The organism is Candidatus Pantoea bituminis (assembly GCF_018842675.1).
Lineage (GTDB): Bacteria > Pseudomonadota > Gammaproteobacteria > Enterobacterales > Enterobacteriaceae > Pantoea > Pantoea phytostimulans.
Genome location: NZ_JAGTWO010000004.1, coordinates 1,429,435 through 1,445,981 on the forward strand (window position 1 = coordinate 1,429,435; position 16,547 = coordinate 1,445,981).

Annotated in this window: 9 protein-coding genes and 4 pseudogenes; all 13 read left to right on the plus strand. The window is 56.2% G+C overall.

The annotated features are described in order from the left end of the window. The first annotated feature begins 3 nt into the window (after positions 1-3). The 13 genes and pseudogenes from KQP84_RS10440 (at position 4) to biuH (ending at position 16,274) form a co-directional block, all read left to right on the plus strand. Complete coding sequence (locus tag KQP84_RS10440; RefSeq protein WP_215846459.1) at positions 4-846, plus strand: GNAT family N-acetyltransferase; 843 nt, start codon at positions 4-6, stop codon at positions 844-846. Continuing rightward, positions 846-1,771, plus strand: a pseudogene (locus tag KQP84_RS10445) (2-hydroxyacid dehydrogenase). The gene KQP84_RS10440 and the pseudogene KQP84_RS10445 overlap by 1 nt, the downstream one beginning before the upstream one ends. A gap of 19 nt (positions 1,772-1,790) precedes the next feature. Further along, a pseudogene (locus KQP84_RS10450) lies at positions 1,791-2,923 on the plus strand (M20 aminoacylase family protein). A 113-nt stretch (positions 2,924-3,036) separates the two neighbouring features. Next, the gene (gene gabT / locus KQP84_RS10455; protein WP_215846462.1) at positions 3,037-4,350 is read left to right on the plus strand and encodes a 4-aminobutyrate--2-oxoglutarate transaminase; all 1,314 of its coding nucleotides are present in this window, start codon (positions 3,037-3,039) and stop codon (positions 4,348-4,350) included. A gap of 139 nt (positions 4,351-4,489) precedes the next feature. After that, a pseudogene (locus tag KQP84_RS10460) lies at positions 4,490-5,001 on the plus strand (Lrp/AsnC family transcriptional regulator). Between the two features lie 203 nt (positions 5,002-5,204). Beyond that, positions 5,205-5,663 (plus strand): GNAT family N-acetyltransferase, encoded by a 459-nt coding sequence (locus KQP84_RS10465; RefSeq protein ID WP_215846463.1) that lies wholly within the window; start codon positions 5,205-5,207, stop codon positions 5,661-5,663. A gap of 18 nt (positions 5,664-5,681) precedes the next feature. Continuing rightward, positions 5,682-7,727, plus strand: a complete 2,046-nt coding sequence (locus tag KQP84_RS10470; RefSeq protein WP_215846465.1) for a hydantoinase/oxoprolinase family protein — start codon at positions 5,682-5,684, stop codon at positions 7,725-7,727. A 1-nt stretch (position 7,728) separates the two neighbouring features. Further along, entirely contained in the window at positions 7,729-9,690 is a 1,962-nt protein-coding gene (locus KQP84_RS10475; RefSeq protein ID WP_215846467.1) for a hydantoinase B/oxoprolinase family protein, read from the plus strand. A gap of 64 nt (positions 9,691-9,754) precedes the next feature. Beyond that, a pseudogene (locus KQP84_RS10480) lies at positions 9,755-11,535 on the plus strand (thiamine pyrophosphate-requiring protein). A gap of 117 nt (positions 11,536-11,652) precedes the next feature. Beyond that, positions 11,653-12,495, plus strand: coding sequence for an oxidoreductase (locus KQP84_RS10485; RefSeq protein WP_215846469.1), 843 nt, complete (start codon positions 11,653-11,655; stop codon positions 12,493-12,495). A gap of 344 nt (positions 12,496-12,839) precedes the next feature. Further along, positions 12,840-14,282 (plus strand): amidase, encoded by a 1,443-nt coding sequence (locus KQP84_RS10490; RefSeq protein ID WP_215846470.1) that lies wholly within the window; start codon positions 12,840-12,842, stop codon positions 14,280-14,282. After that, positions 14,282-15,592 (plus strand): purine-cytosine permease family protein, encoded by a 1,311-nt coding sequence (locus KQP84_RS10495; RefSeq protein ID WP_215846471.1) that lies wholly within the window; start codon positions 14,282-14,284, stop codon positions 15,590-15,592. Before KQP84_RS10490 ends, KQP84_RS10495 begins: the two co-directional genes overlap by 1 nt. Further along, entirely contained in the window at positions 15,585-16,274 is a 690-nt protein-coding gene (biuH, locus tag KQP84_RS10500; RefSeq protein ID WP_215846472.1) for a biuret amidohydrolase, read from the plus strand. The genes KQP84_RS10495 and biuH overlap by 8 nt, the downstream gene beginning before the upstream one ends. Positions 16,275-16,547: the final 273 nt, after the last annotated feature.

Here is a 16,547-nt window from a genome sequence, read left to right on the forward strand (position 1 = left end):
GCAATGAATATGACCGTACGCAATATGACAGCGGGCGATGTCGACACCTGTTTTACCCTGACGCAAGCGTTGAAATGGCCGCATCGCCGCGAAGACTGGCAGCTGGCGCAGCGGTTGGGTGAAGGCGTGGTGATTGAAGAACAGGGCAAACTGATCGGCAGCGCGATTCTCTGGCGCTGGGGCGACAAAGCCGCCACCATCGGATTAGTGATTGTAGATAACCAGCAGCAAGGGCGCGGTTTGGGCAAGCAGCTGATGCTGGCGCTGCTGGAAAAAGTACCGGGCTATAACGTCAGGCTGCACGCCACCGAAATGGGTAAAGGGCTGTATGAGAAGCTCGGGTTTGTCACCTGCGGCAGCATCCGTCAGCATCAAACGCGGGCGCTGGCTGCGGTACCAAACGTTGTCATTCCTACCGGATTGCAACTGCGCAGCGCGGTCGAAGCCGATCATGCCACGCTGGTAGCGTTAGATCAGCAGGCGCACGGCATGCTGCGCCCTGCGTTATACCAGCACCTGATTGCTGATAATCAGACCATCGTGCTGGAAAATGCCCAACAGCAGATTCAGGGCTTCGCCAGCCTGCGCCGTTTCGGTCATGGCTGGGCGATTGGCCCAGTGATCGCGAAAGAATTACCGGTTGCTCAGGCGTTAATTACTGCGCTGATGCAGGGCCTGGGCGGTGAATTCATTCGCATTGATACCGATGGCGCGCTGCCGCTGGCGGAGTGGCTGACTACGCTCGGACTGGAACAGGTGGATGCGCCCACCATCATGGTGCGGGGAACGCCCTGGACGCCACAAGGCATGCAGGCGTTTGGGTTAATGACCCAGGCGATGGCCTGATGCATATCGTTTATAAATCGGAACCTGAACGCGGTCTGCTTTGGCAGGCCTGGCTAGCGCAGCACGCGCCAGATATTCAGCTGCATCTGTGGCCCGACATCGGCGAGGCGGATCAGGTTGAAATCCTGGTGGCGTGGCAGCCGCCGGCTAATATTCTTGCCACCTTTCCCAACCTGAAAGTGCTGTTTTCGGTGGGGGCGGGCGCGGATCAGTTTGATCTCTCTGCACTGCCGCCCGATCTTCCGGTTGTGCGGATGATTGAGCCGGGCCTGACGCAAGGCATGGTTGAATACATCACCTTTTCGGTAATTGGCCTGCATCGCGACATGCCGCGCTATTTCCAGCAGCAGCGCAATCAGCAATGGCTGGCGCATAACGCCATTCCTGCGTCACAACGCCGTGTTGGCATCATGGGATTAGGCGAACTCGGCCAGGCTGCATTGAAACAGCTGGTTTCCCTGGGGTTTGATTGTGCCGGCTGGAGCCGCACACCACGCGAAATTGAGGGGTGCGCTGCTGGCATGGCGACGATCAGCTGGCGGATTTCCTTGCCCACAGCGACATCCTGGTTTGCCTGTTGCCGCTGACCTCCACCACCCGAGGCTTGCTCAATGCTGAGCTGTTCCGCCAGTTACCTTACGGTGCGGGGTTGGTGCAGGCCGGACGCGGGCCCCAGCTTAATGAAAACGATCTGCTGGCGGCGCTGGCAAGCGGTCAACTGCGCGCCGCAGTGATAGACGTTACCGATCCCGAGCCGCTGCCTACGGAACATCCTTTCTGGTCACATCCTGCGATTTGGTTAACGCCACATATCGCCAGCCAAACGCAAACCGACAGCGCCATTGCGGCACTGTTGCAGAATTTGCGCCGTTATCAGCGTGGTGAACCGATGATTGGTTTAATTGATCGCTCGCGAGGCTACTGAAATGAATCTTGAGATCGCTATTGAACCCTTAGTTGCGCTGCGCCGCGATCTGCATGCGCATCCTGAGCTGGGCTATCAGGAGCAACGCACCAGCGATATCGTGGCGAACTTCCTTCAGACATTGGGCATTGAGGTCTATCGCGGACTCGGCAAAACCGGCGTGGTAGGCGTGCTGAGAAAAGGGCAAAGCAGCCGCATGATTGGCCTGCGCGCCGACATGGACGCTTTGCCGATGCAGGACAACGGCGATGCGCCGTGGAAAAGCACCCATGCTGGTGTTTGTCACGCCTGCGGTCACGATGGTCATACGGTGATGTTATTAGGTGCCGCCGAGCAGCTGGCGCGGCACAGTGATTTTGACGGCAGCGTCTGCTTTATCTTCCAGCCTGCCGAAGAAGGGCAGGCGGGAGCCAAAGCGATGATTGACGATGGCCTGTTCACGCGCTTCCCGTGCGAAGCGGTGTATGCGATTCACAACTGGCCTGAACTGCCGCTGGGTGAAATCCACACCCGGCCCGGCGCCATCATGGCGGCGGCAGATCGTTTCGACATCACGGTAAAGGGGGCGGCGGTCATGCTGCACAGCCGCATCTCACCCGCGACACCTTGCTGGCGACCAGCGAACTGGTGGTGCAATTAAATACCCTGGTGGCGCGTGCGCTGGATCCTTGCGAACCGGCACTGTTGACGGTGACGCGGATGCAGGGCGGATTCTCGCACAACATGATCCCGGCGGAAGCCAGCATCACGGGCACCGTTCGCACCTTTAGCCCGGCGGCGCAGGATGTTATCGAAACGCGGCTGCGCCAGATGGCAGAACACGTCACGGCAGCGCATGGGCTCAATGCCGAGGTCAACTATCTGCGTTATTACCCGGCCACGGTCAACAGCGAAACTGAAGCGAATTTTGCCTTGAACGCGGTTAAACAGGCGGGTTTTACTGCCGAAACCGCACGACAACCCGCGCTGACCTCAGAAGATTTCGCGTTTATGTTGCAGGCCAAACCCGGCGCTTATCTCTGGCTGGGCAGCGCGCCGAGCAAGCCGCTGCACCATTCTGCTTACGACTTTAATGACGCATTGATCCCTTACGGCATCAATGCGTTTGTCGCGCTGGTTCGTCAGGCGCTGAGTGAGAAATTTCCCTGCTGATTGACGCAGGATTTTGACAGGAAATGCCGCTGCTCAGGTTATTACAGCAGCGTGCGAATCCAACCGCTTGCGATACTTGAGCCAATCGAACGTTACGTGGATAGGGGTTGAAAATGCAGAATGTTATGGAACAGCAAACATATTCGGATAACGCTGTGTTACTGGATGCGCGTGAGCAGAATGTGCCGCGTGGCGTCGTCACCGCGCATCCGCTGGTCATTGAACGCGCCAAAGGCAGCGAAGTCTGGGACGTTGAAGGCAATCGCTATCTGGATTTCGTCGGTGGCATTGGTGTGCTTAACGTCGGTCATAATCATCCGGCGGTGGTGAATGCGGTGACGCGTCAGCTTGGTTTGGTGTCGCACGCCTGTTTTCAGGTGGTAGCGTATCCGGGTTACATCGAACTGGCGCAGCGCCTGAATAAACTGGTAGGCGGCGATGAAGCCTATAAAAGCGTGTTCTTCACCAGCGGTGCAGAAGCGGTAGAAAATGCGGTAAAAATTGCCCGCGCTCACACTCAACGTCCAGGCATTATCGCCTTTGACGGCGCGTTTCACGGTCGTACGCTGCTCGGTGTCACACTCACCGGCATGAGCGCGCCCTATAAACAAAACTTTGGCCCATTCCCTGGCGAAATCTATCGCTTACCCTTCCCAAACCCGCTGCATGGCGTGTCGGAAGTCGATTGCCTGAAAGCGCTGGATCAGCTGTTTGCGGCGCAAATTCTGCCTGAACGCGTAGCGGCAATCATCATTGAGCCGGTGCAGGGCGACGGCGGTTTTCTGCCAGCCGGTCCCGCTTTCATGCAGGCACTGCGTCGTATTACTGAGCAACACGGCATTCTGTTGATTTGCGATGAAGTGCAAACCGGCTTTGGTCGTACCGGTAAGATGTTTGCCTTCGAGCATTTGGGTATCAAGCCGGATCTGGTCACCGTGGCAAAAAGCCTCGGCGGCGGCTTACCCATCTCTGGCGTCGTGGGTAAAGCAGCGATCATGGATGCACCAACGCCGGGCGGTTTAGGCGGTACTTACGGCGGTAACGCGCTCGCTTGTGCAGCGGCGCTGGCGGTGCTGGATCTGCTGGAAAATGACAACCTGCTTGAGCGTTCAAATCAGCTTGGCGTACAGCTGAATGCGCGCCTGCGCCAGCTGGCAGAGAAGTATGCCTGTATCGCGGATGCGCGTGGGGTTGGCTTTATGCAGGCGGTGGAAATTCTGGATTATGAAACCGGTCGTCCTGACGCGGCATTGACGCAGAAGATTCTGGATTGCGCCTGCCAGGAAGGATTGCTGCTGATTAAATGCGGCCTGCATCGCAACGTGGTGCGTTTCCTTGCTCCGCTGGTCACAACTGATTCACAGTTGGAAGAGGCGTTACATATTTTCGATATCGCCTTGGCACGTGCCACCGGACGCTTGGGCTAACATTTGCTTCCTCATTGATATTATTGAAATAATTTGAAAACTTCCCGATGGTAAGACCACTGCGTGAGGCTGGCGCATTGACCTTAAAGCGTGGTATATCTTCGGGAGGTTAAACCTAAATGGTTAACAATGAGGTGCTATGAACGGCTTAATGAAATTAGACCGCATCGACATCAACATCCTGGTGCAACTGCAAAAGATGGCCGTATCAGCAATGTTAATCTCGCCGATGCCGTCGGCCTCTCGCCCAGCCCTTGCCTGCAACGGGTTAAACGGCTGGAACAGGCGGGATTCATCACGGGCTACGAAGCCCACATCAATCTGACCAAAATCACCGATTCCGTGACGGTTTTTACCGAAGTTACGCTGTCGGGTCATCGCCGCGAAGATTTCATGAAATTTGAAAGCGCGATGCGTGATGTGGATGAGCTGATGGAATGCCATTTAATTACCGGCGGCTACGACTATTTGCTGCGCTTTATTACCCGCAGCATTGAACATTACCAGGAAGTGATTGAAAAGATGCTGGATGCGCAAATCGGCATCGATAAGTACTTCAGCTATATCGTGATTAAATCCCCGATCATGAAAAGCAGCGTGCCGTTGCGGTCGCTGATCGCCAAACACAATCCAATAGAGTTTGGTGCATAAGCTTTTCTCTTGCCCAGCCCTTTCCCTCTGAGCGAAAGGCTGGGTAAGGAGAAAATTGCACCGTTTCCCGATAAAACTTCACGCAGCATAAAATTTCTTTCCTGCCCAAAATTCCCTTTATCTTAATGGTTAACGCGGCCGCTTCAGCCTGGCTGTGCAGACCAACGCTTTTACACTGATCCCAACCGATACAAGGAGTTGTCATGACCCTCTTACACATTGCTGATCAACAGTGGCAGCGCGATGACTTCACCCTTTCTACCGAACGGCAGCGGCTCGATCTCGACTGGATTCACATGCAGTTATCCGAACGCTCGTACTGGGCGAAAGGTCAGCCGCGCGAGAAAACCATGCGGGCCATTGCGGGCTCGCTGCCGTTTGGCCTTTATCACCACGCTTCACACCAGACTACGCAAATCGGCTTTGGTCGGTTAATCACCGATTACACCCGTTTCGGCTGGCTGTGCGATGTGATGATTGATGAGAACTGGCGCGGCCACGGGCTGGGAAGCTGGCTCGCGACCTGCGTGCGTGAGCACAAAGAATTGCAAACGGTGCATCGCTGGATGCTTTCAACCAACGATGCCCATCAGGTTTATCAGCGACTCGGTTGGCGAGTGGTGCAAGAGCCACACAAGCTAATGGAATTTCCTCTCTCCTGACTCTGGAGTTAACTCAACATGCGTTACCGCGTTGGCGTGGATATTGGCGGATCGTTTACCGATTTTGCCGTGTTGGATCAGCACACTAACCAGATTCATACCCTGAAAGTGCTGTCGCGCCCGGATCAGCCGGGCAGTGAAATTCTCACCGGTCTGGCGCAGTTTCAGCAGCGCGACAACATTCAACCCAGCGAAATCAGCTACTTTACCCATGGCACCACCGTCGGCATTAACGCTGTTATTCAGCGTAAAGGTGTGCGGCTGGCGCTGTTCGCTACTGATGGATTTTGCGATGTGCTGGAGCTGGCGCGCCTGAAAATCCCCCATATTCACGATCTGTTTTCACGCCGTCCGGCGCCGCTGATTTCCCGCGATCGGGTTTTCGCCATCCGCGAACGCACCGATCGTGACGGCAATGTGCTTCAGCAGGTTGATCGTCAAAGCGTGCTCGACGCGATTGAAGAAGCGCGCGCCGCAAGTTGTCAGGGCATTGTGGTCTCGCTGCTTCACAGCTACCGCAATCGCCATAATGAAGCTGCGGTAAAGGCGATCATTACTGAGGTCGCACCCGAGTTACTCACGTCCTGTTCCGCTGATATCTGGCCGATCATTCGCGAGTACGAACGCACTATTACTGCAACCATCAACGCCTACGTACAGCCGATGGTGATCAATTATCTCGAATCGTTTGAAAATGCGTTGCGCACCATGGGCGTGACGCCACCGCCGCGCATCACCAAATCCAACGGTGGCGTAATGGGTGTGGAGCAGGCGAAACGTGAATGCGTGCAAATGGTGTTATCTGGCACCGCGTCGGGCGTGATTGGGGCCAGCTATCTCGCCAGCGCCTGCGGGTTCGATAATATTCTCAGCCTGGATATCGGGGGCACCAGCGCAGATGTGGCGGTGATCATTAAGGGTGAAGTCGCGCAGGGCAACGGCGAAATCATTGGTGATTTCCCGATCTACATTCCTTCTGTAGCAGTAACCTCGGTAGGGCAAGGCGGCGGCTCGCTGGCGTGGATTGACGGGCAAGGCGTGCTGCAAATGGGACCGGACAGCGCCGGTTCGCTGCCGGGACCGGTCTGTTTTCAGCGCGGCGGCACGCAGCCTACCGCCACCGATGCCTTTGCCGCCTGCGGCATGATCGGCCATGGCGATCTTGGCTATAACGCAGTAAAAGTCGATATTGCTGCGGCTCGCACCGCGTGGCAACCGCTGGCCGAAGCGCTGAATATCTCCATTGAAGAGACCGCCGAAACGGGCATTCAGCTTGCCGTTTCCAGCATGTACAGCGACACCAGCGGCTTGCTGTCGCGCTTTGGCCTCGATCCGCGTGAGTTCTGGTTCCTGGCGTTCGGTGGTGCAGGCCCAATGATGGGCTGTTTCCTGGCGCGAGAACTCAACATGAAAGGGGTGATCGTGCCGCCGACGCCTGGCGTGCTTTCCGCGCTCGGCGGTTTAGTGGCAGATATTCGCAACGATTTTATTCGCACGCTCTACAGCGATCTCAATCGTCAACTGGCCGACAAACTGGCGACCGAAGCGGAGACGCTCAGCCAACGTGCACGCCATTGGCTAACGCAGGAGCACGGCGCTGAAATGCCTTATAGCCTGCAGTTCAGCGCCGACATGCGTTATCGCGGTCAGTCGTTTGAAATCGACGTGCCGCTTGAGCAGGCATGGCTGGCACAGGCAGACGTCAACGCGCTTCATGCGGCTTTTGATCGGCAGCATCAGCAGATGTTTGGTCATTGTGATGCCGATGCGCCGGTTCAACTGATCAACCTGCGTTTGGTGATCAGCTCGCCAACGCCTAAACCGGCGTTAAATCGTTTACCCCTCGCCAGTGAACCGGTCAACGCGGTGAAGCAGGTTCAGGCGTGGATTGATGGTGCGTTTCATCAGGTTGATGTGGTGTTACGCAATACGCTGCTCGCGGGTCATCAATTTAACGGCCCGGTGATTGTCGCTCAGGATGATTGCACCACCTGCGTGCCGCCGGGGATGACGGTGAAGGTGGATGAATTTGGCAACCTGCTGATCACGGCGCTGGAGGCATAACATGGCTATTGATGGACGTAACTTACAGATTCTCGCGAACTACTGCGCCGCCGCCGCCGATGCGATGGCGTTTACCCTGATGCGCACCGCGCACTCCACCTTCGTGAAAGAGACCGAAGATTTCTCCTGCCAAATTGTTAGCCGCGAGGGATTAGCTTTCGCTTCACCGCGCAGCTTTGGCGCGCCCTGGTACAGCGGTATTGATTACGCGCCGGTACTGGCGCTGATTGACGATTATGCCGAAGGGGACATCTGCATCACCAATGATTCCTACGCAGGCAATGTGGCGACGCATTCGCCCGATATACACATCTGGAAGCCAGTGTTTCACCACGGTGAAATCGTCTGCTTTGTGGTCGGTCACATTCATAACACCGACGTGGGCGGTGCGGTGCCTGCTTCACTGTCGCGCTCGTTGACCGACATCGTGCAGGAAGGCATTCGTATTCCGCCGCTGAAAATCATGCGCAACGGCGTTTTAAACGAAGACGTGGCGCGCATCATGCGCCTTAACGTGCGGGTACCCGATCAAAACTGGGGTGATTTTAAAGCGCAACTCGCCTCGGTGAACGTCGGCGAGCGCAAAATCCACGACATTATTGCCCGTTTTGGTATCGATGATTTTTTACAGGGCATTGAAGGCATTCTCGATTACGCCGAACGCCAGGCGCGCACCATTATCGCCACCATCCCGGATGGTGAATATTTCTATGCTGATTACGCCGATGAAGATGGCGAGGGCGGTTATCCGTGTCGCGTGGCGATCACCTTGCGCGTGCACGGCGAGACGCTGGAGTTGGATTACACCGGCAGCGATCCGCAACTCACTTCGTCGCTGAATATGCCCACCGGCGGGCGCGAGCGTCATCCGCTGGCGCTGGTCGGCGTGACGTATGTGCTTTCAACGCTGGATCGCAACCTGCTATTGAACGCCGGAACGCTGCGTCCAACACGCGCAATTTTACCGCCTGGCACGATAATGAATTGCGAAGCGCCAGCGGCAGTTGGTATGCGCTCACTAACCTGTGCGCTGTCGCAAATCGCCACTGTCGGCGTATTTTCTCTGGCAATGCCGGATCGCATACCCGCCAATTCGCCCGGCGGTAACTCCATTATGAACATTCGCACCAGTGATGCGCAAAACCGCAGCGTGGTGGCCTCGTTGGGACCCGTTGGCGGCGGTGCTGGCGGCACGCCGCGCCACGATGGTCCAGAAGGTTCCGGCGGCTTATCCGCCTTCCTGAAAAATACGCCGATCGAAATCAACGAAGCCGAAGTACCCATCCGTTTTATCCGTTATGGATTGGCGCAGAACAGCGCGGGCGCGGGAAAATACCGTGGCGGGCTGGCAACCGAAATGGCGTTTGAACTCTTCTCGCCAGACACAACCATCACCGCCCGTAATCGCAATCGCTCAGTATTTGCGTCAGCAGGTGCGGTGGGCGGCCAGGCGGGTGCACTATCCCATTTCCGCACGCTGCGTGACGGCAAGGTGATTGAGCATGGCAACACCGATGTGATCAAATGCCAGCCAGGCGATGTGGTTGAGGTGCGTGGTCCCGGCGCGGGCGGTTACGGCTTGGCTGCACAGCGCGATCCGCAGGCGGTGTTAACGGATGTACGCTGCGGGTTTCTCAGCCTGGACGCGGCACGTAGCCAATATGGTGTGGTGATAAGGAATGATGAAATCGATGTGGCCGCGACGGCAGATTTACGGGTGAACCTGCCGCAAAGCGTTACGCAGCATTTCGATCACGGTGCGGCCCGCAGCGCCTTTGAAACGCTCTGGACGCCTGCGCGTTATCAATTGCTGACCGCTTTTTTGGCGGATGCGCCCATCAGCTGGCGTCACTTCCTGAAAACGCAGGTATTCCAGGCGGTGGAGAAAGTAGGCGAAACGGCGGATATGACGCAAATATTCAGCGCGTTACGCCAACGCTATCCGGCCATGTCGAGTAAATAACTGAGGCTGCGCATTGTCGTCTACGCTTTAAGTCTGCAACAGACACTAAAGGGAGAACGCGACGATGAGCAGCAAAACCAGTGATTTTTTTGTCAAGCGCCTGAAAGAGTGGGGCGTGACGCGTATTTACGGTTATCCGGGCGACGGCATTAATGGTGTACTGGGCGCGATCCAACGTGCCAATAAAAACGGCGATGGCATCGAATTTATTCAGGTGCGTCATGAAGAGATGGCCGCCTTTATGGCCGCCGGACACGCGAAATTTACCGGAGAATTGGGCGTCTGTTTGTCCACTGGCGGCCCAGGCGCAACCCATCTTCTCACCGGCCTGTACGATGCCAAAATGGACCACGCGCCGGTGTTAGCCATTGCCGGGCAAGCGGAAGTGACCGCTCGTGGGGCCAGTTATCAGCAAGAAATGAACCTCGATCGCGTTTTCTCTGACGTCGCTAATTTCGTGCAAGAAGCGGCGTCGCCCGCACAGGTGCGCCATTTGATTGATCGCGGCGTGCGCATCGCCATTGCGCAAAACGGCGTTGCGGTGCTGATCATTCCCAAAGATATTCAGGATGAAGAGTGGCAAGCACCGCAACATCTGCACGGCTTCACCCATTCCGGGCCTGGTTATCAGCGGCCTAAAGTCGTGCCTTATGAAGCCGATTTACAGCGCGCCGCTGAGGTATTAAACGCGGGAAAAAAGTGGCGATTTTAATCGGCGCGGGCGCAAGAAACGCGGCGGTGGAAGTGGTGCAGGCGGCGAATGTGCTGGGTGCAGGTGTTGCGAAGGCGCTGCTCGGCAAAGATGTGCTGCCGGATGACGCGCCGTTTGTCACCGGCTCGATTGGCCTGTTGGGAACGGAGCCTTCGTGGAAGCTAATGCAGGATTGCGACACGCTGCTGATGATAGGCAGCGGCTTCCCGTGGACGGAATTTTTGCCCAAAGAGGGCCAGGCGCGTTCGGTTCAAATCGATATCGATCCCGCTATGTTAGGTCTGCGTTATCCGAATGAAGTTAACCTTCACGGTGATGCCGCCGAAACGCTGCGTGCGCTGTTGCCGCTGTTGGAACATAAAGACGATCGCAGCTGGCAGGAAGAGATTGCGGTGCAGGTGCAAACCTGGTGGAAGCAGATGGAAGATCGGGCGCATGCCCCGGCGAATCCGGTTAATCCGCAGCGCGTGGTATGGGAGATGTCGCCGCAGCTGCCGGAAAACACCATTGTAACCTCCGATTCCGGTTCCTGCGCTAACTGGTTTGCTCGTGACTATCGCGTCAAACAAGGTCAGCGCGCCAGCTTGTCGGGTGGCCTCGCCTGCATGGGTGCTGCGGTGCCGTATGCGATTGCCGCTAAGTTTGCTCACCCGGAAAAACCGGTGGTGGCGCTGGTGGGTGATGGCGCCATGCAGATGAACAATATGGCTGAGCTGATCACCATCCAGAAATACTGGCAACAATGGGCCGATCCCCGTTTGATTGTTTGCGTATTCAACAACCAGGATCTTAATCAGGTGACCTGGGAGCAACGCGTAATGGAAGGCAATCCGCGCTTTGACGCTACGCAGCAGTTACCAGATGTGAAATATGCTGAGTTCGCGGAAACACTCGGCCTACGTGGGATCTTTGTCGATAATCCCGATGCGTTGGCCAGCGCCTGGCAGCAAGCGCTGAGTTCAGATCGTCCGGTGGTTTTAGAAGTGAAAACCGACCCTGAAGTCGCGCCGCTGCCGCCGCATATTACCTTCAAACAGGCCAAAGCCTTTATGGCGTCAATGGCGAAGGGCGATCGCGGTGCCGCACAGATCATCAGCGATACGGCCAGCCAACTGTTTCATAAAAAGTCATAACAGCATGGAAGGTTAAATAGGCGCTAAAGCGTGCCGCTACTTTTAATTGTCTCTTCCCCGGATGCGTCCGCATCCGGGTTCAAAATAAATCGTTAGAAAAAACAGGGAGTTCCCATCATGGCTGCAAACAAAAGCCCGGTATGGTTTATTTCAGGATGCTCGACCGGTTTTGGTCGCGAGCTGGCACAACAAACCATTGCGCGTGGATTCAACGTGGTGGTGACGGCTCGCGATCCCGCTAAAGTTGCGGATCTGGTCGAGGGGCACGACAATGCATTAGCGCTGGCGCTGGACGTCACGCAACAAGCCAGCATCGACAAAGCCGTCAGCGCGGCGCTGGAAAAATTTGGCACCGTAGATGTGCTGGTCAACAACGCCGGTTATGGTTATCAAAGTTCGGTTGAAGAGGGCGAAGAGCAAGCGATTCGCGACCAGTTCGATGCCAACGTGTTTGGCCTGTTTGCCCTGACGCGTGCGGTGTTACCCGCTATGCGTAAAGCGCGCAGCGGCCATGTAATCAACATCACTTCGGTGGCTGGTTTCATCGGTTTTGCCAGCTCAGGCTATTACTCAGCCAGCAAACATGCGGTGGAAGGCTGGTCCGATTCACTGGCACAGGAAGCGGGCCCGTTGGGTATCAACGTCACCTGCATTGAGCCTGGCCCATTCCGTACCGATTGGGCGGGACGCTCGCTGCATCAAACGCCGAGTAAATTGCCCGACTATGCTGAAACGGCGGCGGCGCGCATGAAGTCCACGTCAGAATACAGCGGCACCCAAAAAGGCGACCCGGCCCGCGCGGCGAAAGCGATGATCGCAATTACCGAACATGATAATCCGCCGCGCCACTTGGTATTGGGCGCGTGGGGATATGAAGCGGTAACGGAAAAACTGAAAGAGCGGCTGGCTCAGATCGAGGCCTGGAAACAGACTTCGGTGGAGACAGATTTTCCTGAGTAGTTTTCAAAGAATGAAAGGGCTATCCAGACGCTTTGCTAAAATCCCTGGCTAAACAGAATGTGACTCTGCCTGCTCATCAAAATGCGCACCTGTGAATAAACCTCGCTAATTCAGCGAGGTTTTTTTATTGCCATCAACGCTCCCCAAATAGCGCATCGCTGCGCCATTAGCGTGCCCATCCGTCAATCCAACCTCGAATCGCGCAACCGAAAGTTATTATAAGAATTCGATCTTGTATCCAAGAGCGTATCCCGCCTGAGATCCACGCGTGCTACCCAGTCCTGCTCGCTTTATGGCACGCTTAATGCAACTCACCTTGCGTAATCATTTTGGCGAGGTGAACCATGTTCGACCCTTTATTAGATGAAGATGCGACCACGCTGGCGAAGCTGATCCGCGATGGCGAAGTCTCTGCACGAGAAATCACTCAGGCGACGCTGGAACGCATGGATCAGCGTGAGCCGCACATTCACGCGTTTTGCACGCCGACACCCGATATTGCGCTGGCGCAGGCGAAATCTGTGGATGCTAAACGCGCCCGTGGCGACACGTTGGGCGCCTTGGCAGGCGTGCCTTTTGCCGTCAAAGATCTGATCTGCACCGCAGGCGTTAAAACCACGTCAGGATCGGTGGCTTATAAAGATTTTATTCCTGAAGATGACGACATTACCGTTGAGCGTTTGCTGGCTGCCGATGCCGTGATGCTGGGCAAAACCACAGCCCCTGAATTTGGTTACAGCGGGGTGGGTCATAATCCGCTGTTTCCGTCACCGCGTAATCCGTGGGATCTCAACATGACGCCCGGCGGTTCCAGCGCCGGTTCCGGTGCAGCACTGGCTGCGCGAATGTGCCCGCTGGCATTGGGCAGCGACGGCGGCGGTTCGGTACGTATCCCTGCTGCGCATTGTGGTGTCTATGGATTTAAAGCCTCAATGGGCCGCGTCCCGCTGTGGCCGGGCTGCCGTGATGAACGCTATCCCGGCGTCTCTAGTTGGGAGTCGCTGGAGCACATTGGCCCGATGACACGCACGGTGCGCGATGCGGCTTTAATGATGTCGCTAATGGCCGGGCCAGACATGCGCGATCGCCACTCCATTCCCTGTAGCGATGTTGACTGGTTAGCGGCACCGGAAATGCCGCTGAGGAAATTGCGTATCGCCTTTAGCGCTGACTTTGGCTATGTCGCGGTCGATCCTGAGGTGCGGAAAGTCGTCAGCGCCGCCGCAGAGCGCTTTGCCCGCGAGCTGGGCTGTGAGTTGGAACTCGCCGATCCCGGCTTCAGCGATCCAGGTGCCGCGTTTGGGGCGCTGGTGGCGCTGGAGAGTGACTTAACCGGCATGCGCAAGATGATGAGTGAACAGGGTGAAAACATGTCGCCGCATCTGGTCGCGATGCTGCAACGCGAATGGCGCGCTGAAACCTTTACCGATGCCATCGCTACCCGTAAAGCGGTAAGCAACAGCTTATGGCGTTTTATGCAGCGCTACGATCTGCTGATTACCCCAACCTTAGCCACGCCACCGTTCCCGCTCAACATGCAAGGCCCGGAAATCATTGATGGCCGCATGGTGCGCAGCGATCACTGGTTGTCTTTCTGCTTTCCGTTCAATTTTACCGGCCAGCCAGCTGCATCAGTGCCCGCCGGAATGACTGCCAGCGGCCTGCCGATCGGCCTGCAAATTGTGGGACGCCATCTTGATGACGCCTTAGTGCTGGCGGCCAGCGCCGCGTTTGAACGTATTCAACCGTGGAATCATCATCAACCCGCTTTCACAGGAATCGCCTAATGAAAAATCAATCATCCCCTGCGTTAGAGCAGGAATTTGAACATGAGCCGGTGCCCGTGACGCACCGTCATTCTACGGGTTCCGTCTCTGCGGTGTGGTTTGGCTTCCCGATGATCCTCACCAACGCATTGTTTGGTGGCATGATCACCTGGCATCTCGGTTTTTGGCCGGCGCTGATTGCCATTCTGCTGGGGAATTTGGTGCTGTTTGCCTATGTCGGCGCGCTGAGTTGGCTGGCGGGCAATACCGGAATGAACTTCGCGTTGCAGGCTAAACGCACCTTTGGCAGCAAAGGCTACATTTTGGTTTCTGGCTTTCTCTCCACGGTGGTGATCGGCTGGTACGCCTTCCAGACTGGCCTGACTGGCACGGTAATTAATCAAACCTTTGGCTGGAACGCGCTGGCGGTTACGGCATTCGCAATGGTGCTTTATACCGGCGTCACCTTCCTTGGTGTGCGGGCGCTCTCGGTATTAGGCATGATTGCCGCGCCGCTGTTTGTGGTGCTAGGCGTAGTGGCGCTCTATTTTATTGGAGAAGATCACGACTTTAGCACCATCACCGCTTTTCAGGGCAGCGCCAGCGTGGCGGGCGCAATGAGCATGGGCACCGCAGTCACCATGGTGGTGGCGGGATTTGCTGATTCCGGCACCATGACCGCCGATTTTACTCGCTGGTCCAAAAATGGACGCTCGGCGGTAGTTGCAGCATTTTCAGCGTTTCCGGTGGCAAATGTCATCTCTTACCTGTTTGGCGTGGTGATTGTCGCGGTAGGCGCAGCGGTCGATCCGCTGAACAACGGTGGCAACTTTCTGCCGATGTTAATGGGCCACAGCGCAATCCTTTCCACCATCGCCTGCTTGTTCGTGTTTATCAATCTTGGTTCGGTCTGCACCCATTGTCTTTATAACGGTGCGGTGGGTTTCAGCCATCTGTTCAGTAGCAAAATGCGCTTATGGACGTTGATTCTGGGCGCAATCGGCGGCGTGTTGGCGCTGGCGGGTGTCTGGTCTTACTTCCTTGAATGGCTGAGCTTACTGGGCATTGTGGTGCCGCCGTTTGGTGCAGTAATGATTGTTGATTTGATTTTTATGGCCAAATTCAGCGAACAGCGTAAAGCGCAGCGTTTCAGGGGCAGCGCCTTCGCCGCTTGGGCAATCGGCAGCTTGTGTGCGGTGATTGCACACGTTGAGTTTCCTCAGTTTGGCGAAGCGGTGATTGGCCTGGTAACGGCCGCGCTGAGTTACAGCCTGATTATTAAGCTGCGGGGCAAAGCGCCACAACCGATAATGGAGAAAAAGAATGCCTGAGTTCAGTGTTAATTCCACGCCTTACGCCTGGCCGTTTGATGGCGGCTTTAGCCCAGCCAATACCGCGCTGGTGATTATTGATATGCAGACCGATTTCTGTGGAGTAGGCGGTTATGTCGATAGCATGGGTTATGACATTGCGTTAACGCGCGCGCCAATCGAACCGATTAAAGCGGTGCTGGCGCGGATGCGTGCGTTGGATTTTCCCATCATTCATACGCGAGAAGGGCACCGACCCGATCTCAGCGATCTACCAGCGAATAAGCACTGGCGTTCGAAGCGCATGAATGCCGAGATCGGTGGCGCAGGGCCGTGCGGGCGGATATTGACGCGCGGTGAACCGGGCTGGGAAATCATTCCTGAACTGGCGCCGCTACCGGGCGAGGTGATTATTGATAAGCCCGGCAAAGGATCGTTTTACGCCACCGATCTGGAATTAGTGCTGCGCAGTCGTGGAATCCGTAATTTGATTCTTACTGGCATCACAACCGATGTCTGCGTCCACACCACGCTGCGTGAAGCCAACGATCGCGGTTTTGAGTGTCTGGTGTTAGCCGATTGTTGTGCGGCGACTGAAGTGAAGCACCACGAAGCGGCATTAAGCATGATTCATATGCAAGGCGGGATTTTTGGTGCGGTGGCCAGTTCAGCCGCGTTGCTGGATGGGTTGCATTCCGCATAATGCGCTGCCATCCCACCAGCGTCTGCTTATCTGCCCCTTCCTCCGCATACGGGGAAGGTTGGGATGGGTTGTATTCAGCGTAATGCGCTCCCATCCCACCAGCGTTTGCTTATCTGCCCCTTCCTCCGCGTGCAGGGGAAGGTTGGGATGGGTTGCATTCAGCGCTCCCATCCCACCAGCGTTTGCTTATCTGCCCCTTCCTCCACGTGCGGGGAAGGTTGGGATGGGTTGCATTCAGCGCTCCCATCTCACCAGCATCTGCTTATCTGCCCC

Bases quoted from the DNA above. Each gene is read 5' to 3' on its own strand.
- KQP84_RS10485 (WP_215846469.1), top strand. From the start codon at position 11,653: ATGGCTGCAAACAAAAGCCCGGTATGGTTTATTTCAGGATGCTCGACC.
- KQP84_RS10465 (WP_215846463.1), top strand. From the start codon at position 5,205: ATGACCCTCTTACACATTGCTGATCAACAGTGGCAGCGCGATGACTTC.
- KQP84_RS10490 (WP_215846470.1), top strand. From the start codon at position 12,840: ATGTTCGACCCTTTATTAGATGAAGATGCGACCACGCTGGCGAAGCTG.
- biuH (WP_215846472.1), top strand. From the start codon at position 15,585: ATGCCTGAGTTCAGTGTTAATTCCACGCCTTACGCCTGGCCGTTTGAT.
- KQP84_RS10475 (WP_215846467.1), top strand. From the start codon at position 7,729: ATGGCTATTGATGGACGTAACTTACAGATTCTCGCGAACTACTGCGCC.
- gabT (WP_215846462.1), top strand. From the start codon at position 3,037: ATGCAGAATGTTATGGAACAGCAAACATATTCGGATAACGCTGTGTTA.
- KQP84_RS10440 (WP_215846459.1), top strand. From the start codon at position 4: ATGAATATGACCGTACGCAATATGACAGCGGGCGATGTCGACACCTGT.
- KQP84_RS10470 (WP_215846465.1), top strand. From the start codon at position 5,682: ATGCGTTACCGCGTTGGCGTGGATATTGGCGGATCGTTTACCGATTTT.
- KQP84_RS10495 (WP_215846471.1), top strand. From the start codon at position 14,282: ATGAAAAATCAATCATCCCCTGCGTTAGAGCAGGAATTTGAACATGAG.